This window comes from Pseudomonas sp. BCRC 81390 (assembly GCF_030341915.1).
Classification (GTDB): Bacteria; Pseudomonadota; Gammaproteobacteria; order Pseudomonadales; family Pseudomonadaceae; genus Aquipseudomonas.
Window position 1 is genome coordinate 215,174 of record NZ_JATAAG010000019.1, and the last position, 15,424, is coordinate 230,597.

At 63.3% G+C, this 15,424-nt stretch carries 13 protein-coding genes; 9 read left to right on the plus strand and 4 right to left on the minus strand.

Annotated features, from left to right (window positions below; genetic code table 11):
* Window positions 1–186: 186 nt before the first annotated feature.
* On the minus strand, window positions 187–882 hold the full coding sequence (gene csiR / locus QSV36_RS09910; RefSeq protein ID WP_289131411.1) for a DNA-binding transcriptional regulator CsiR: 696 nt from the start codon (window positions 880–882) through the stop codon (window positions 187–189).
* Between the two features lie 195 nt (window positions 883–1,077).
* On the opposite strand from csiR, the gene glaH reads away from it, so the two are divergent.
* The 5 genes from glaH to proP all read left to right on the plus strand — a co-directional run bounded on the left by glaH (window position 1,078) and on the right by proP (window position 7,295).
* A complete protein-coding gene (gene glaH / locus QSV36_RS09915) occupies window positions 1,078–2,055 on the plus strand; it encodes a glutarate dioxygenase GlaH (RefSeq protein ID WP_289131412.1) in 978 nt (325 codons plus the stop codon).
* 114 nt (window positions 2,056–2,169) lie between these two features.
* On the plus strand, window positions 2,170–3,420 hold the full coding sequence (lhgD, locus tag QSV36_RS09920) for an L-2-hydroxyglutarate dehydrogenase (protein WP_289131413.1): 1,251 nt from the start codon (window positions 2,170–2,172) through the stop codon (window positions 3,418–3,420).
* Window positions 3,421–3,648: 228 nt separating this feature from the next.
* Entirely contained in the window at window positions 3,649–4,542 is an 894-nt protein-coding gene (locus QSV36_RS09925) for a PA4780 family RIO1-like protein kinase (RefSeq protein WP_289131414.1), read from the plus strand.
* 120 nt (window positions 4,543–4,662) lie between these two features.
* A complete protein-coding gene (gene hemB, locus QSV36_RS09930; protein ID WP_186674304.1) occupies window positions 4,663–5,637 on the plus strand; it encodes a porphobilinogen synthase in 975 nt (324 codons plus the stop codon).
* A gap of 155 nt (window positions 5,638–5,792) precedes the next feature.
* Complete coding sequence (gene proP / locus QSV36_RS09935; RefSeq protein ID WP_289131415.1) at window positions 5,793–7,295, plus strand: glycine betaine/L-proline transporter ProP; 1,503 nt, start codon at window positions 5,793–5,795, stop codon at window positions 7,293–7,295.
* Here proP and QSV36_RS09940 read toward each other — a convergent pair whose 3' ends face one another.
* From QSV36_RS09940 to treS, 3 genes are all read right to left on the minus strand, one after another.
* Window positions 7,296–7,997 carry a YoaK family protein gene (locus QSV36_RS09940; RefSeq protein ID WP_289131416.1) on the minus strand — a complete coding sequence of 234 codons (702 nt, stop codon included), beginning with the start codon at window positions 7,995–7,997 and terminating at the stop codon, window positions 7,296–7,298.
* A 9-nt stretch (window positions 7,998–8,006) separates the two neighbouring features.
* Window positions 8,007–8,633 carry a riboflavin synthase subunit alpha gene (locus QSV36_RS09945; protein WP_289131417.1) on the minus strand — a complete coding sequence of 209 codons (627 nt, stop codon included), beginning with the start codon at window positions 8,631–8,633 and terminating at the stop codon, window positions 8,007–8,009.
* Between the two features lie 81 nt (window positions 8,634–8,714).
* Window positions 8,715–10,781 (minus strand): maltose alpha-D-glucosyltransferase, encoded by a 2,067-nt coding sequence (treS, locus tag QSV36_RS09950; RefSeq protein ID WP_289131418.1) that lies wholly within the window; start codon window positions 10,779–10,781, stop codon window positions 8,715–8,717.
* A gap of 226 nt (window positions 10,782–11,007) precedes the next feature.
* Here treS and icmH point away from each other — a divergent pair, with 226 nt between their 5' ends.
* The 4 genes from icmH to QSV36_RS09970 form a co-directional block, all read left to right on the plus strand.
* Window positions 11,008–11,874 carry a type IVB secretion system protein IcmH/DotU gene (gene icmH, locus QSV36_RS09955; protein WP_289131419.1) on the plus strand — a complete coding sequence of 289 codons (867 nt, stop codon included), beginning with the start codon at window positions 11,008–11,010 and terminating at the stop codon, window positions 11,872–11,874.
* Between the two features lie 15 nt (window positions 11,875–11,889).
* On the plus strand, window positions 11,890–13,968 hold the full coding sequence (locus QSV36_RS09960) for a type VI secretion system Vgr family protein (RefSeq protein ID WP_289131420.1): 2,079 nt from the start codon (window positions 11,890–11,892) through the stop codon (window positions 13,966–13,968).
* Complete coding sequence (locus QSV36_RS09965; protein WP_289131421.1) at window positions 13,968–14,882, plus strand: hypothetical protein; 915 nt, start codon at window positions 13,968–13,970, stop codon at window positions 14,880–14,882. The genes QSV36_RS09960 and QSV36_RS09965 overlap by 1 nt, the downstream gene beginning before the upstream one ends.
* Window positions 14,879–15,424 (plus strand): T6SS effector BTH_I2691 family protein (locus QSV36_RS09970; protein ID WP_289131422.1); only part of this gene is annotated, 546 nt, incomplete at its 3' end. The genes QSV36_RS09965 and QSV36_RS09970, both read left to right, overlap by 4 nt.

The window sequence follows — 15,424 nt, forward strand, 5'->3', positions numbered from 1 at the left end:
ATCTGATGGAAAGTAGATTGTGCCAAAGAATAGCCAACCGGCGATTTAAGAAAAATTCATCTGGCGTGTTTTGCCTGCACTGGCCTCTTCGCGGGCAAGCCCGCTCCCACAGGTGCAGCGTGGCCCCCAAGAGCGGTGACATCCGTGTGGGAGCGGGTTTATCCGCGAAGCAGGCGCCGCGGTGTTTCAGCGTGCGCCGATACCCTCGGCATGCATGATCTGGGCAATGATCGGCACCGGGGTCATCAGGTGCGAGCGCATCATGGCGCTGGCGCGCTTGGCGTCGCGGGCAAGAATCACGTCGACCAGTGCCGCATGCTCCTGGCGCTTGAGCGCCAGCGCCTGCTCGGAAAATACCGTCTGGGTCAACCACAGGTGCCGGTAGCGTTCGGCCTGGTCGAACAGGTAGCTGCGTGCCTGCAGCAGGTGTTTGGAGCCGCACCCCGAAGCGATGGCAGTGTGGAACGCCTTGTGCCGCTCGTCCCAGAGGTCCAAGCGTTGTTCGCGGGTTTTTACCTCAACCACCTTGGCCAGGGTATGCGAATGGGCCAGCACCGACGCTTCCCACGCATCATCGCCACGCTCGATGGCCAGGGTGATGATCATTGCCTCCAGGTTGGCGCGGGCATCGTAGATGTCGTTCATCTCCTCCAGCGACATGGGCGCCACGCGGTAGCCCTTCTGGCTGATCGCGTTGACCAGGTGCTCGGCCACCAGCTGCGATAGCGCTTCGCGCAACGGGCCGACGCCCAGGTCGTAGCGTTTCTTCAGGGTGCTCATCAACAGCTTTTCCCCGGGCTTGAAGACGCCGCGGATGATGTCCTTCTTGAGCCTCTCATACCCGCTGAATGCTGAGTTTTGTCGGGGGGCGAGCGCTTCCAAGGTCCTGTTTCCTCAAACCGTTTTGCCGATCATACCGAAAGCGCCGGGCGGCGAAAAACAATGGACAAATCAGCAAAATGTCGCTGAAAAATAAAAATGTAGACATTTTATGATTGTGGCGATATTTTCCTCTCGCCGCACTGATCCAACTCATGACCGGACGGCGCCATCCACCTTCTTTGCCAGGACCTTGCCATGAACGCCTTTACCCAGATCGACGAACTTGTGATGCCACTGCCGCTCGAACCGCATGGTTACACCATCGCCCCTTCGAAGCAGTCGCCGCGCCTGCTTGAGATCACCTTTGCCCGCGAAACGGTCGAAGCGTTCATCCAGGCCGTAGCCCAGTGGCCGGTGCAGGCACTGGAATACAAGTCATTCCTGCGTTTCCGGGTGGGTGAAATTCTCGACCAACTGTGCCGGGGTACCCTGCGTCCGGTGCTGCTCAACACCATTCTCAACCGCGCCAGCGGTGGCATGCTGATCACCCCGGTCGGCCTGGATGACGTGAGCCAGGCCGAAGACATGGTCAAGTTCACCACCGCCTGCGCGCACCTGATCGGGCGCAGCAACTACGACGCCATGAGCGGCCAGTTCTATGCCCGCTTCGTGGTAGTCAATACCGACAACTCCGACAGCTACCTGCGCCAGCCGCACCGGGTCATGGAACTGCACAACGACGGCACCTTCGTCAACCAGATCACCGACTACGTGCTGATGCTGAAAATCGACGAAAAGAACATGGAAGGCGGCAACTCGCTGCTGCTGCACCTGGACGACTGGGAGCAGTGCGACGAGTTCTTCCGCCACCCATTGGCACGCCGCGAAATGCGCTGGACCGCACCACCGAGCAAGAAAGTGTCCGAGGATGTGTTCCACGCCGTTTTCGACACCGATGCTGAAGGCCGCCCGACCATGCGCTACATTGACCAGTTCGTGCAGCCGGCAAACTATGAAGAAGGCATCTGGCTGAACGCCTTGTCCGAATCGCTGGAAGGCAGCGCGAAGAAACTTTCGGTACCGGTGGGCGTGGGCAGCTTCCTGCTGATCAACAACCTGTTCTGGTTGCATGGCCGCGACCGCTTCACCCCACATGAAGGCCTGCGTCGTGAGCTGATGCGCCAGCGCGGTTACCTCGCCTTCCCCAAACCGCTGTACCAGCGCGGGCAATAATGACAGGGCGTGGGGCGGCTGCTCGCCCATGCGTCCATGTAGCAAACGATGCCACCAAGGCTCCTGCGGGCCTTGGTGAGCCAGCCAGGCAATGCCTGCGTGTGAGGTAAGGCTGTGTACGATTTCATCATCATCGGCGGTGGCATTGTGGGCATGTCCACGGCCATGCACCTGATCCAGGTCTACCCGGATGCGAAGATTCTCCTGCTGGAGAAAGAGTCCGGCCCGGCCCGCCACCAGACCGGCCACAACAGCGGCGTGATCCACGCCGGCGTGTATTACACCCCCGGTAGTCTCAAGGCGCGCTTCTGCCTGGAAGGCAACAAGGCCACCAAGGCCTTCTGCACCGAGCACGGTATCCGCTTCGACGAGTGTGGCAAGCTGCTGGTAGCCACCAACGAACTGGAAATGCAGCGCATGAAGGCGCTGTGGGAGCGCACCGCGGCCAATGGCCTGGAACGCTACTGGCTGTCGGCGGCCGAGCTGCGCGAGCGCGAGCCGAACATCGTGGGTATGGGCGGCATCTTCGTGCCCTCCAGCGGCATCGTCAATTACGCCCAGGTGACGGCGGCGATGGGCGCGGAATTCCAGCGTGCCGGCGGCGAAATCCGTTATGGCGCCGAGGTGGTCGGCTTGCAGGAACTGGCCAGCGAAGTGATCGTGCGCACGCAGGGCGACGAGCTGCGCAGCCGCTTCCTGGTGACCTGCTCGGGCCTGATGGCCGACCGCGTGGTGAGCATGCTGGGCCTGCGCACCGAGTTCGTCATCTGCCCGTTCCGTGGTGAGTACTATCTGCTGCCGAAACAGCACAACCAGATCGTCAACCACCTGATCTACCCGATTCCCGACCCATCCATGCCGTTCCTCGGGGTGCACCTGACGCGGATGATAGACGGCACCGTTACCGTTGGCCCCAACGCCGTGCTGGCGATGAAGCGCGAGGGCTATCGCAAGACCGACATCAGCCCTGGCGACCTGTTCCAGACCCTGACCACCCCGGCCATTCTCAAGGTGCTGGCGAAGAACTTCCGCCCGGGCCTGATCGAGATGAAGAACTCGCTGTTCAAGGGCGGCTACCTCAAGCAGGTGCAAAAGTACTGCCCGAGCATCACCAAGGCCGACCTTACGCCGTACCCGGCCGGCGTGCGTGCCCAGGCCGTGTCGCGTGACGGCAAGCTGATCGACGACTTCCTGTTCGTCAACACTGCGCGCAGCGTCAACGTCTGCAATGCGCCGTCGCCGGCCGCCACGTCTGCCATCCCGATCGGTGCCTATATTGTCGAAAAGGTCTGTGAACAAGTCAGCCGCCAGGGCAGCAATGCGCCCAAGGCTGACTTGGTGCCGCGCCAGCGGGCAGCCAGCTGAAGTACCCGTACACAGCCTGCGGTTTCGTTTATTCAACCCGTACTGCCCTGCTCACCCTCCAGGGCAGGGCGGGCTTTTTCGCGCCTGCGCCGGTAACGTGCAAGCCGGCCGGTGCCAGGTGGTGTGGAGCAGGGCGCCTGACCCTGGCGCGCTGAAGACAGACGAGCAACTCGCTGCCGGCTGTGAGAGGATGTCCGTCATCACAGCCAGGACCCCGAACGCAGCCTGATGAAGACACCGAAAAGAATAGAACCCCTAATCGAAGACGGCTTGGTCGATGAAGTACTGCGGCCGTTGATGAGTGGCAAGGAAGCTGCCGTGTACGTCGTGCGCTGCGGCAGCCAGGTACGCTGCGCGAAGGTATATAAAGAAGCCAGCAAGCGCAGTTTCCGCCAGGCCGCCGAGTACCAGGAAGGCCGCAAGGTCCGCAACAGCCGCCAGGCACGGGCCATGGCCAAGGGCAGCAAGTATGGCCGCAAGGAAGCCGAGGATGCCTGGCAGAACGCCGAGGTGGCGGCGTTGTTCCGACTGGCCGCTGCCGGCGTACGCGTGCCACGGCCCTACGACTTTCAGGACGGCGTGTTGTTGATGGAACTGGTGACCGATGCCGATGGCGACGCTGCACCGCGCCTGAACGACGTGCACCTGGAAGCCGAGGAAGCCCGCACGTTCCATGCCTTCGTCATCCGCCAGATCGTGCTGATGCTGTGTGCCGGGCTGGTGCATGGCGACCTGTCGGAGTTCAACGTGCTGCTCGGTCCCGACGGCCCGGTGATCATCGACCTGCCGCAGGCCGTGGATGCGGCGGCCAATAACCATGCCTTCAGCATGTTGCAGCGCGATGTGGCCAACATGGCGCACTATTTCGGGCGTTTTGCGCCGGAGCTGAAAAATACCCGGTACGCGCAGGAAATGTGGGCCTTGTACGAGGCGGGCGAATTGCGCCCGGACAGCCCGCTGACAGGGCTGTTCGAGGAGGACGCCCATGATGCCGACGTGGCGGGGGTGATGCGCGAGATCGATGCAGCCCGGCGGGATGATGCGCGCCGGCGTGCGGCGCGGGCCGAGGCCGAGCATGGGCCGGCCGCGGCCGAGGAGCCGACCCCGCCCTGGCTGCAATGACCGGTTGCCTGTGGCGCCGCAACCGTTGCCTTTGACGCACGACAATATCTCGTCATTTGGCCTTTTCACTGGCGCGCGACAGGCATAAGGTATACGCCGTTCAAATTCCCTGGAGCAGTCATGTCCAACCAATTCCCGTCCGTTCGTCCTCGCCGCCTGCGCCAGAACGAGTCCCTGCGCACGATCTTCCAGGAAACCGAGTTCCGCCTTGAAGACCTGATTCTGCCTATCTTCGTCGAAGAGGGCATTGACGACTTCGTGCCGATCACCAGCATGCCGGGCGTCAACCGCATCCCCGAGAAGCTGCTGGCCCAGGAAATCGAGCGCTACGCCCGTGCTGGCATCAAGTCGGTGATGACCTTTGGCGTTTCGCACAACCTGGACGCCGTTGGCAGCGACACCTGGAACGAAAACGGCCTGGTCGCGCGCATGTCGCGGATCTGCAAGGACACCGTGCCGGAAATGGTGGTGATGTCCGACACCTGCTTCTGCGAATACACCAGCCACGGCCACTGCGGCGTGTTGCATGACCACGGCGTGGACAACGATGCCACATTGGCCAACCTGGGCAAGCAGGCAGTCATCGCCGCCGCTGCCGGTGCCGATTTCATCGCCCCTTCGGCGGCAATGGACGGCCAGGTGCAGGCGATCCGCAGCGCGCTGGACGGTGCCGGTTTCCACGACACCGCGATCATGGCCTATTCCACCAAGTTTGCTTCGTCACTGTACGGCCCGTTCCGCGAAGCCGGTGGTACCGCGCTGAAGGGCGACCGCAAGAGCTATCAGATGAACCCCATGAACCGCCGCGAAGCGGTGCGCGAATCGCTGCTCGACGAGCAGGAAGGGGCCGACGTGCTGATGGTCAAGCCGGCCGGTGCCTATCTGGACGTGATCGCCGACATCCGCGCAGCCTCGCGCCTGCCGCTGGCTGCATACCAGGTCAGTGGCGAATACGCGATGATCAAGTTTGGCGGCCTGGCTGGCGCCATCGATGAAGGCCGGGTGGTGCGTGAAAGCATCGGCGCGATCAAACGTGCCGGTGCTGACCTTATTCTCACCTACTTCGCCATGGACCTGGCCCGCGACGGTATCTGACCGGGGCCTTGCTTGTCTAAAGCCGCTGTTATCGCAGCGGCTCTCCGCCAGTGCGCAACAGCTGCCGAGAAAGCACGAAAAAGCAGTAAGCGCTGAATTATTTAGTGTCCCGTTGTATCTCATCCCTTAGAGCCTTCATCGACAGGGATACGGACATGAAACCTCGCAAGAAAAGCGTCCAGCCAATCGTCCTCAAGGACATCACCATCGTCGACGACGCGAAGATGCGCAAGGCGATTACCGCAGCTGCCCTGGGCAATGCCATGGAGTGGTTCGATTTCGGGGTTTACGGCTTCGTTGCCTACGCCCTGGGCAAGGTCTTCTTCCCCAATGCCGACCCGGGCGTGCAGATGATCGCGGCATTGGCCACGTTCTCCGTACCGTTTCTGATCAGGCCCTTGGGCGGGCTGTTCTTCGGTGCCCTGGGCGACCGCTTCGGGCGGCAGAAGATCCTCGCGGCAACCATCGTCATCATGTCGTTAAGCACCTTCGCCATCGGCCTGATACCGTCCTATGCCAGCATCGGCATCTGGGCGCCGATCCTGTTGCTGCTGGCGAAGATGGCCCAGGGTTTCTCGGTAGGGGGCGAGTACACCGGCGCGTCGATCTTCGTCGCCGAATACGCGCCCGACCGCAAGCGCGGGTTTCTCGGCAGCTGGCTGGACTTCGGCTCGATTGCCGGGTTCGTGCTGGGGGCCGGTGTGGTGGTGCTGATTTCTACCGTGCTGGGTGAGGACAAGTTCCTCGAATGGGGCTGGCGCCTGCCGTTCTTCCTCGCCCTGCCGCTGGGCATCATCGGCCTCTACCTGCGACACGCGCTGGAGGAGACGCCGGCCTTCCAGCAGCACGTCGACAAGCTGGAGCAAGGCGACCGCGAAGGGCTGGCCGCCGGGCCCAAGGTCTCGTTCAAGGAAGTCGCCACCCAGCACTGGCGCAGCCTGGTGACCTGCATCGGCGTGGTGATCGCCACCAACGTCACCTACTACATGCTGCTCACCTACATGCCCAGCTACCTGTCGCACAACCTGCACTACAGCGAAGACCACGGCGTACTGATCATCATCGCGATCATGGTCGGCATGCTGTTCGTGCAGCCGACGATCGGGCTGCTCAGCGACAAATTCGGCCGGCGCCCGTTCATCATCGTCGGCAGTGTCGGCCTTTTCGTGCTGGCCATCCCTGCCTTCATGCTGATCAACAGCGGCGTGCTGGGGGTGATTTTCGCCGGACTGCTGATCATTGCCGTGCTGCTGAACTTCTTCATCGGGGTGATGGCCTCGACGCTACCGGCCATGTTCCCCACGCACATCCGCTACAGCGCCCTGGCCAGCGCCTTCAATATCTCGGTATTGATTGCCGGGCTTACGCCGACCCTCGCTGCCTGGCTGGTGGAGAGCAGCGGCAACCTGTACATGCCGGCCTACTACCTGATGGTGATTGCCGCCGTCGGGCTGGTCACCGGCCTGACCATGAAGGAAACCGCCAACAAGCCGCTGCGTGGCGCGGCACCGGCGGCTTCGGATATCGAGGAAGCGCGCGAGCTGCTGCAGGAGCACCATGACAATATCGAGCAGAAGATCGAGGACATCGATGCGCAGATTGCCGAACTGGAGGCCAAGCGCAAGTCGCTGGTGCAGCAACACCCGCGCATCGACTGATCAGCGTGGCATGTAGCCACGCTGCCAGGAGCGGGGAATGAAGCGCGACACCAGGGCCAGCACGCAGGCCAGCGAGCAGCTGCCGGCCAGCGCCTGCAGGCCCAGGCGTTGCTCCAGCAAGGCCCCCAGCGCAGCGCCCAGCAGCATGCCGGCCCACGGCACCAGTTGCACGCGCCAGCCATTGCGCCGCTCGCCCAGCAACCAGCGCCCCAGGCCACGACCGAAGCGTGACAGGGCGCCGGTGACGTAGGTCAGGCCGATTGGCAGGCCGTTCACCTGTTCTACTACGGCATTGATCATGCCCATGGCCAAGGTGGCGGCGAGCAGCGCCGGGAAGGTATTGCCCAGCCGCCAGCCAGCAGCGAAGGCCAGCAGAACGGCGACCACCAGCAGCACTGGCCAGGCCCGACGGTGGAAGCCGCGCGCCAACAGCACGCCCAATGCATTACCGGCGACAAAACCGAGCACGGCGCCACTCAGGCGCAGCGTCATGGCCAGGTCCGCTTCACTGATTGCCACCGCCAGGCGCGTGGTATTGCCGCTCATGAACGACACGAAGTCACCCAGGGCCAGCAGGCCGATCGCATCGGTCATGCCGGCAAGGACCGACAGGCCGGCAACCAGGCCAAGGCCAACCCGGCCACGCAGGATCTGCAGGCGCAGCCGCCGGGCCGTGCGTGCGGGAAGGGCGTTGGGCAGCATGCCAACTCCTCAGCGCGGCAGTTCGCGGGCGAGGGTGCTCTTGATGGTGCGCTCCACTACATCCACCAGCACCATGGTCTGGTGGTCGACCTCGATATTCAGCAGCTCGCCGGCCTGGTAGCGGGCGAAGGTGGTCTGGCGCAGGGTCTCGGGGATCAGGTTGATGGTGACCACGTTGTCTTCCACATCGGCGACCGTCAGGCTGCAGCCGTTGACGCCGATGAAGCCGCGCGGAAACACGTACTTGCCCCATTGCGCCGGCATGCGGAAGCGGATGAAGGCGCCGGTCGGCTGGATCGACAGCTCGACGATTTCGGCGGTGGTGGCGATGTGCCCGGCCATCAGGTGGCCGCCGACTTCGGCGTTCATCTTCGCCGAACGTTCGATGTTGACGCCCTGGCCAGCCTTGAAGAAGCGCAGGTTGGTGCGCTCGAGGGTGGCGGTCATGGCGTCGAACCTGACCCGCGTGCCGTCAATCTCGGTGACCGAGAGGCAAGTCCCTTCGACACTGACGCTGGCACCGATCTTCAGTTCGTCGAGCAGCTCCGGGGTCAGGTCGATTGTGAACTGGTTGTGGCCCGGGTAGCTGGTCACTTCAAGCAGGGGGCGGACGGCCTGGACGATGCCGGTATACATGGGTTGCTCCTGGGCACAGAGAAAGAAAACTTCCGAACGCTATGCCCGTGGCGCGGCAAATGCAAGGCCGACCTGCCCGGTTCAGACATGCCCGCTGCTATTGACGATACGCAGGCACAGCGCCTCGTACGGGTCCAGGTTGACCATCAGCCGCCCGTCCTCGGTCAGGTCCCCCTCGTCCGTCTCATTGATCATGTCCACCACCGGCCCCGGGGTGAACCCGGTCAATTGCAATTCCTCGGCTATCGCTTCCCGGCCGAAGTTCAGCGCACTGATCTGGATGCCGCGCCCAGCCGGCAACTCATGCACCATCACCAGCAGCCCGGGGCTGCTGACGTCAGGTACCAGCAACTGACGGCTGCTGGCGATGCCATAGGCCTGGCGCACCGCCAGCAGCTTCCTGACCTTGCAGGCAAACGAATGGCCGTTCTCCAGCTGGCTGTCCAGGCTGCCATACAGCGCCCGGGCACGCGGCATGCCACGTACCGATACCTCGGCCTGCGGGTCGAGCCCGGCCAGGTCGTAAGCGCCCCGGTGAATCCAGCGGGTATCGCCATCCAGCATCCGCTGCGCCACCGCTTCGGCGGGCAAGGGCAGGGCGCCCACCAGGTCCCAGCCGGACAGTGCCACCACCCCCGGCTGCATGGCGTTGTACATGACCAGCAGCAGGTGCACCTTCTGGATCAGCTCGACCTCTGCCGGGCCGATCTGCCCGAGGTCGCGGATGCCCAGGGCCGCGGCGATCAGGCTGACCGTGGTGCAGGCGATGCCATTGGTGACGAAGCGCAGGTTGTAGGGTGCATGTTCGCCCGACAGCCGCTCGTAGATTTCTTCGCGGATGTGCTCACGGAGGATGCTGCCGGGCAGGGTCTGGCCCTTGTACAGGTACATGTCATGGGCGTGCAGGGTCCAGAAATGCACCAGTTCCACGGTCAGCTCGTCGTGGTTCTGCAGGGCATGGATCAGCGAGGCTGGGTCGATGCCGAAGGCATGCATCTCTTTCAGCATCAAGCGCAGGAACTCGGTGTCACCGGTCAGCAGTGCATGCTGGTAGGCGGGCCGGGTGATGAAGTCATAGGACAGGTCGGCTCCGCCTTTGGACATCTGCGCGATGTCGTCGAGCGTCAGGTTCAGTTCCTGGAAGCTGAAGCCGCCCGCCTTGCGAATCATGCCGCCGATCAGCTGGTTGCCGACCAGCGACAGCGGGTGGCTTTCCGACCAGGCTGTGCCGCTGGCGCGCGTTTCCACACCGAGGAAACCGTTGGCATCCAGGCGCAGGCCGCGCGCGCCCAGGCAGTCCAGGGCATGCAGGGCATCGCCAATGATCATCTGCTGGGCGGCGAAGGTCGGGTCCAGCCAGTTCAGTGACGGCTGGCCTTCCTTGAAGTAGTGCAGGTATACCCAGCGCCGGGTCTTGCCGTCCACCCCGGTCACCGGTGGCGTGGCGCTCCAGTCGGTTTCCTTCACGCCGGGCTCGAAGAAGATCACCCGTTGCAGCTGGCCGACGATGTAATGCCGGGCCTTGAGTTCGTCGCACTGTGCCGGCAACAGGTTGACCGCGTCGCGTCCGGCGGGGACGTCCGGCAGCAACGGCCAGTCCTCCTCGCGGATCTCGACCATGTGGTACAGCCCTGGGTAGGGCCCGTAGGCCAGCTCGGCGAGGCGGAAGTCGGCGCCTTTGCCGGTGTGCGAGGGGATCAGGTCGTCGATGGTCACGGCGTTGTGGGCGGCGGCCATGCGGCTCATCCGGATCAGCTCCTGCTCGCTGCCATACAGCGGGTCGATGTCGAAGCTGATGCGGTCGAAGTTGCCGTCCACACTGGGCGTGAGTTCGCGGCCTTGAATGCCGCCGGAGCGCTTGATCGGGCCGGTGTGCAGGCCCTGGATGCCGATCTCAGACAGGCGTTTCCACAGCGCTTCGTGGGCCAGCGCGCCAAGTACCGAACAGCCCTCGGGGGCGATGATGGCGTCAGGGTAGACCGTCAGCCAGACCGAGGCGATCTCGATGGCCCGGCGCGGCTGGGCTTCGGCGTAAGGCTGCTGCCACAGGCGCGACTGGCCTGAGTACAGGTGGGTGCGCTGCTGGGCTGCCTGAAGCATGGCGCGCTCTTCGAGCCATTTGACATAGGACGGGTCGGGCTGGGTCATTGCGCTTCCTCATTGCGTTCACCGGCTCAGGTTATGACGGCTTTGCAGGCGGAACGTTTCACTGGGATGCGTTCGTTGCAGGCAAGGCGTTTGGGGCCTGTACCCAGGCCCGGGAACGGTCCAGTCGAAATGTCCTACAGCGGCTTGGGAAGGCCCCGACTTCTCACAGAATGGCTTCCCCGATAGCGTTCATGTCTTCAGTCTGCTGGAAGACAAGGACCTTCTCATGCCCCGGCCACGCTCCATCCCGCCTGAAGAAATCGGGGGCGCCAAGGCCGCTCACGACGTCATGGAACACAGCCTGCACGCCATGCTCGAGGCCCCGCAGGAAGCTCAGTCGCCGTACCTGGCTGCGGCAGCAGAGCTGACAGGCTACCCGGCCGACCCCGAGTTCCAGCTACGTGGTGGCTTCGACAACCTGATGCTCGACGCGGCAAACCCGTTGTTCGGCCTGGTCATTCGCCTGCGCACCCTGGATGACCTGCCGAACATCGACTACGTGCACAAGGCCCTGCAAACGCAGGTCAGCGCCATCCGCGAGGAAATCCAGCAGCACGGCTATCCCGCTGCGCATCTCGAAGCGTACTCCTACGCGCTGTGCCTGTACCTGGACGAGGCGGTAATGAGCCGCCCCTGGGGCTGCAATTCGTGCTGGAGCCATGAACCGTTATTGAGTGTGTTCCATCACGAAACCCACGGCGGCGAGAAAATCTTCGTGCTGCTGGAGCGGATGATGCAGTCGCCTGCGGAATTCCAGGATGTGCTGGAGTTCCTGTACTTCTGTTTCTGCCTGGGCCTGAAGGGCAAGTACGCGCTCGATCCCAAGGGCGATGACATCATCAATGCGCTGATTTCACGCATGCACAAGGTACTTCGCGAACTGCGTGGTCCCACCCCCGAAAGCATCTGCGACCCCTACACCAACGTTGTCGATCGTCCCTATCGCCGGCGCCGCCGTACCTGGCCCTGGTGGACCCCGCTGGTGGTGTCTGCCGTCGCCATGGCGTGCGCCTACTGCTACTACAGCTATCGCCTGAGCCTGATCACCGGCGAGGTCCTGGAGTCGCTCGACAGCATCATCCTGCAGCCGTAGCCAGGGGTAACCTGCATGCCTAGCCAATCCGAGTTGCGCTTTACCTTTCAGCCGCTGGCGAGCCGGCTTGAGTTCGAAGTGGTTTCGTTCGAGCTCGACGAAGCGCTCAGCTCACCGTTCCAGCTGAGCCTGGAGCTGATCAGTTTCGACAGCGACGTCGACTTCGGCGCATTGCTCGACAAACCGGCACTGTTCACCCTGTGGCGCGGCGAACGCCCGCTACGCTATGTGCACGGCCTGGTCAGCCGCTTCAGTCAGGGCGAGACAGGCCATTTCCGCACCCGTTACCGCGCGCTGGTCGAACCCGTGCTGGCGCGGGCCGGGCTGCGTTCGAACTGGTGCATCTTCCAGCAGAAGAGCGTGCCGCAGATTCTCGAACTGATGCTCCAGCGCCAGGGCATCAGCCGTTTTGAAATCAGCAGTATCGACCCGCACCAGGTGCGCGAATTCTGCGTACAGGCCGGTGAAACCGACCTCGACTTCATGGCCCGCCTGGCCGCCGAGGAGGGTTTCGTCTACTGCTTCGAACACACGCCGAAATATCACCAGCTGGTCATCAGCGATCGGCTGCTGGCGCTGGGGCAGCTCAGTCGTGGTGCCATCCAGAGCGGCGATGATGATGAAGGCTTCCATGAACAGGAAGACATTGGCCCCGACCAGGTGCTGTACCGCGCCAACAGCGGGGGCGATCAGGCCCGCCCCTGCCTTTGGAGCCTGCGCTACAGCGAGCAGGTGCGTACCGCGAAGCAGGTGCAGCGGGACTACACCTTCACCCACCCAAAGTACCGCCAGGAACATCGCGCGAGTGACAGCGGCATCACCCATCAGTCGCTGGACTACGAGCGTTTCGACTACCCAGGCCGCTACAAGCGCGATGCGGTCGGTGTGCCCTTCACCGCCACCCGCCTCACGGCCCTGCGTCATGACGCCCGCCTCGCCGAGGTGGAGGGTGACGATGTGCGCCTGCAACCGGGGTTGAGCTTCACCCTGGTCGAACATCCTCGCGAGGACCTCAATGTGCATTGGCGCACCATCCGCGTGCACCACGAGGGTATTCAGTTCACCAGCCTGCAGGAGGAGGCTGCTGGCAGTGAGCAAGGCACGCGTTACCGGCAGGCGGCGGTGCTGGTGCCGGGAAGAAGTGAATGGCGCCCGGCACCATTGGCCAAACCGCGTATCGACGGCCCGCATATGGCCACCGTTGTCGGCCCGCCGGGTGAGGAGATCTATTGCGATGAATGGGGGCGGGTCAAGGTCAGCTTCCCTTGGGACCGCGAGAGCCGGGACAACGAATTCAGTTCCTGCTGGGTGCGCGTTTCGCAGGGCTGGGCGGGCGGCAGCTGGGGCTCGATGGCCATCCCGCGCATCGGTCAGGACGTGATCATCCAGTACGTCAACGCCGACCCCGACCAGCCGCTGATCATCGGGCGGACCTACTGTGGCGACCAGCTGCCGCCCTATGACTTGCCGCAGCACAAGACGCGCATGACCATCAAGAGCCAGACCCACAAGGGCAACGGCTTCAACGAGCTGCGTTTCGAGGATGAACTGGGCAAGGAGGAGGTGTTCATCCACGCCCAGCGGGACCAGAACAATGTGGTTGGCAACGATGAGACCACGCGTGTCGGGCGCAACCGTGTCGAGCAGGTGGGGCATGACGAGCAATCCAGCATCGGCAATGACTTGCGCGAAGAAATCGGGCGCGACCATACCCGCTTGGTCGGGCAGACCTGCCGCATGGACATCAGGCAGGACCTGGTCGAGAAGGTCGGCAACAACCGGAGCGAATCAACGGGTGGCAATCAGCAGGTGTCTGTCGGCAATGACAGCGAGCTTGTCGTCAAAGGCATGCAAAAGGTCACTGTCGGGCAGGGTATGGAGCACCACACGACGATCTACCAGGTGCAGGCCAGCGAACGCATCGAATTCAGAACCGCAGGTGGCAGCATCCTGCTGGATGAGCGAGGCATCACCATCAATGGGCTGGCACTCGACCTGCAGGGGCACACCACAGCGGTCGCCAAAGGCACAGGCGACGCCCAGTCACTGTTGCTGACGCCGAACGCCAGCGACAAGTGTGAGGGCCAGCTCTGATGGGCTTCGAAGGTTTGGCCAGCCTCATTGAAAAACAGTACGAGCCCCATTTGCATTGCCATGTGCTGATCGACCCGCTCGCGATTGGCGACCACGCCTTGCTTGCGCAGCTGCGCAGCGCTTTGGGCGAAGGTGCACTGACCCAGGTGCCAAGGGCCGATCTAGCCCATGCGCCCCATTTGCATCCCGTCCTGGTTTGTCTGGCGATGCCTGGAACCGCGCCCAGTCGCTCATTGCTGGAACAGACAGCGCGGGCAGCGCAGAAAGGTTTGTATCAGCGCCGGCGCTACCTGTGCGGTTGGCTCTTCAGTGAGGCGCCGTCAACCAGGATTGCTTCGCACCTTGCGGCCTTGTGCCAGGTACCCGATGGCAAAGGGGCATTCGGTTTCTATCCAGTCTACGAACCGGTTCGCCTGGAGCTGCTCGCAGCGACCTACCAGCAGGTTGAGCACGGTCCGTGGTGGCCGATCGGCAAATGGTTGTTCCTCAGCAGTGGAGGACGGTTGGTAAACCTGCAAGGGCAGGGTAAGCAGCGTCATCCCCTGCCAGCGCCTGCCCAGCGGATCCAGGACGATGTGGCGTTGGTGGAGCGCGTTCTGGGCATCTGGAGAGCGTTGCGAGCGGGGGCGAGCGACGCCTACCCATGCCCGATTCCGCCGTTTGCCGCCGTGCGTGCATCGAACCACATCGATGATGCGCGGGCGCTGGGGTTGAGCGAAGCGGAGGACATCGTGGTTTTTGCCCTCCACCAACTGTGTATTCATCCCGGGTTGCACAACGTTGCTGCGGTTCACGAACTGCTGACCTCGGTCGTTCGGCAACAACGACCCCTTGCGCCTGCACTGGCGTGTTACTCCGACGAGCAATGGCGCCGCCTGACCGAATCCCTGCCGACATCCGAGAGTCGCCCATGAGCATCAGTCAACGCATCGCCATCGCCGCAGCCGAAGCCGGCCTGCCGCACGACCAGTGCATGTCCTGTGAGCGCCAGGGCCTGCCGATCCTGCCGCTGCGCCGCGCGCTGGTGCCAGACACCCGCCCCGAGTGTCTCGTCACCGTGGCGGATAACCTGCATATCTCGACCAGGATCGGCTTGCGCACCTTGCGCATGGGCTACCTGTACGTGCTGCTCGACCAGCAGGTCTGGCAGGCCTATGCCGTCAGCGCCCAGGGCCACCTGCGCCGCTTCAACCCGTACGAGCCACCGGATGGCCCGCCAAGGCCACTGCCGGACAAGTGCGTGCATGAAGACCACGACATTCCCTCGGCCTTCCTCAACCTCGACACCGAGCGATACAGCAGCGCCTGGCTGGCCTTTTCCAGCGACGCCTGGCCGGTCAGTGTGCTGAACGCCTACAAGCGGGGCCAGGCTCCGGCGCAGCGCTTCGAAGGGCTGGACCTGACCCAGGCGCGCAAGCATCCCGAGCTGCTGGGCATCGCCATGACGCCGGACAAC

What these genes read in the sequence shown, in the direction of transcription:
- glaH (WP_289131412.1), top strand. Translation starts at nt 1,078, where the DNA reads ATGAACGCCTTTACCCAGATCGACGAACTTGTGATGCCACTGCCGCTC.
- QSV36_RS09925 (WP_289131414.1), top strand. Translation starts at nt 3,649, where the DNA reads ATGAAGACACCGAAAAGAATAGAACCCCTAATCGAAGACGGCTTGGTC.
- hemB (WP_186674304.1), top strand. Translation starts at nt 4,663, where the DNA reads ATGTCCAACCAATTCCCGTCCGTTCGTCCTCGCCGCCTGCGCCAGAAC.
- proP (WP_289131415.1), top strand. Translation starts at nt 5,793, where the DNA reads ATGAAACCTCGCAAGAAAAGCGTCCAGCCAATCGTCCTCAAGGACATC.
- QSV36_RS09940 (WP_289131416.1), bottom strand. Translation starts at nt 7,997, where the DNA reads ATGCTGCCCAACGCCCTTCCCGCACGCACGGCCCGGCGGCTGCGCCTG.
- QSV36_RS09945 (WP_289131417.1), bottom strand. Translation starts at nt 8,633, where the DNA reads ATGTATACCGGCATCGTCCAGGCCGTCCGCCCCCTGCTTGAAGTGACC.
- treS (WP_289131418.1), bottom strand. Translation starts at nt 10,781, where the DNA reads ATGACCCAGCCCGACCCGTCCTATGTCAAATGGCTCGAAGAGCGCGCC.
- icmH (WP_289131419.1), top strand. Translation starts at nt 11,008, where the DNA reads ATGCCCCGGCCACGCTCCATCCCGCCTGAAGAAATCGGGGGCGCCAAG.
- QSV36_RS09960 (WP_289131420.1), top strand. Translation starts at nt 11,890, where the DNA reads ATGCCTAGCCAATCCGAGTTGCGCTTTACCTTTCAGCCGCTGGCGAGC.
- QSV36_RS09965 (WP_289131421.1), top strand. Translation starts at nt 13,968, where the DNA reads ATGGGCTTCGAAGGTTTGGCCAGCCTCATTGAAAAACAGTACGAGCCC.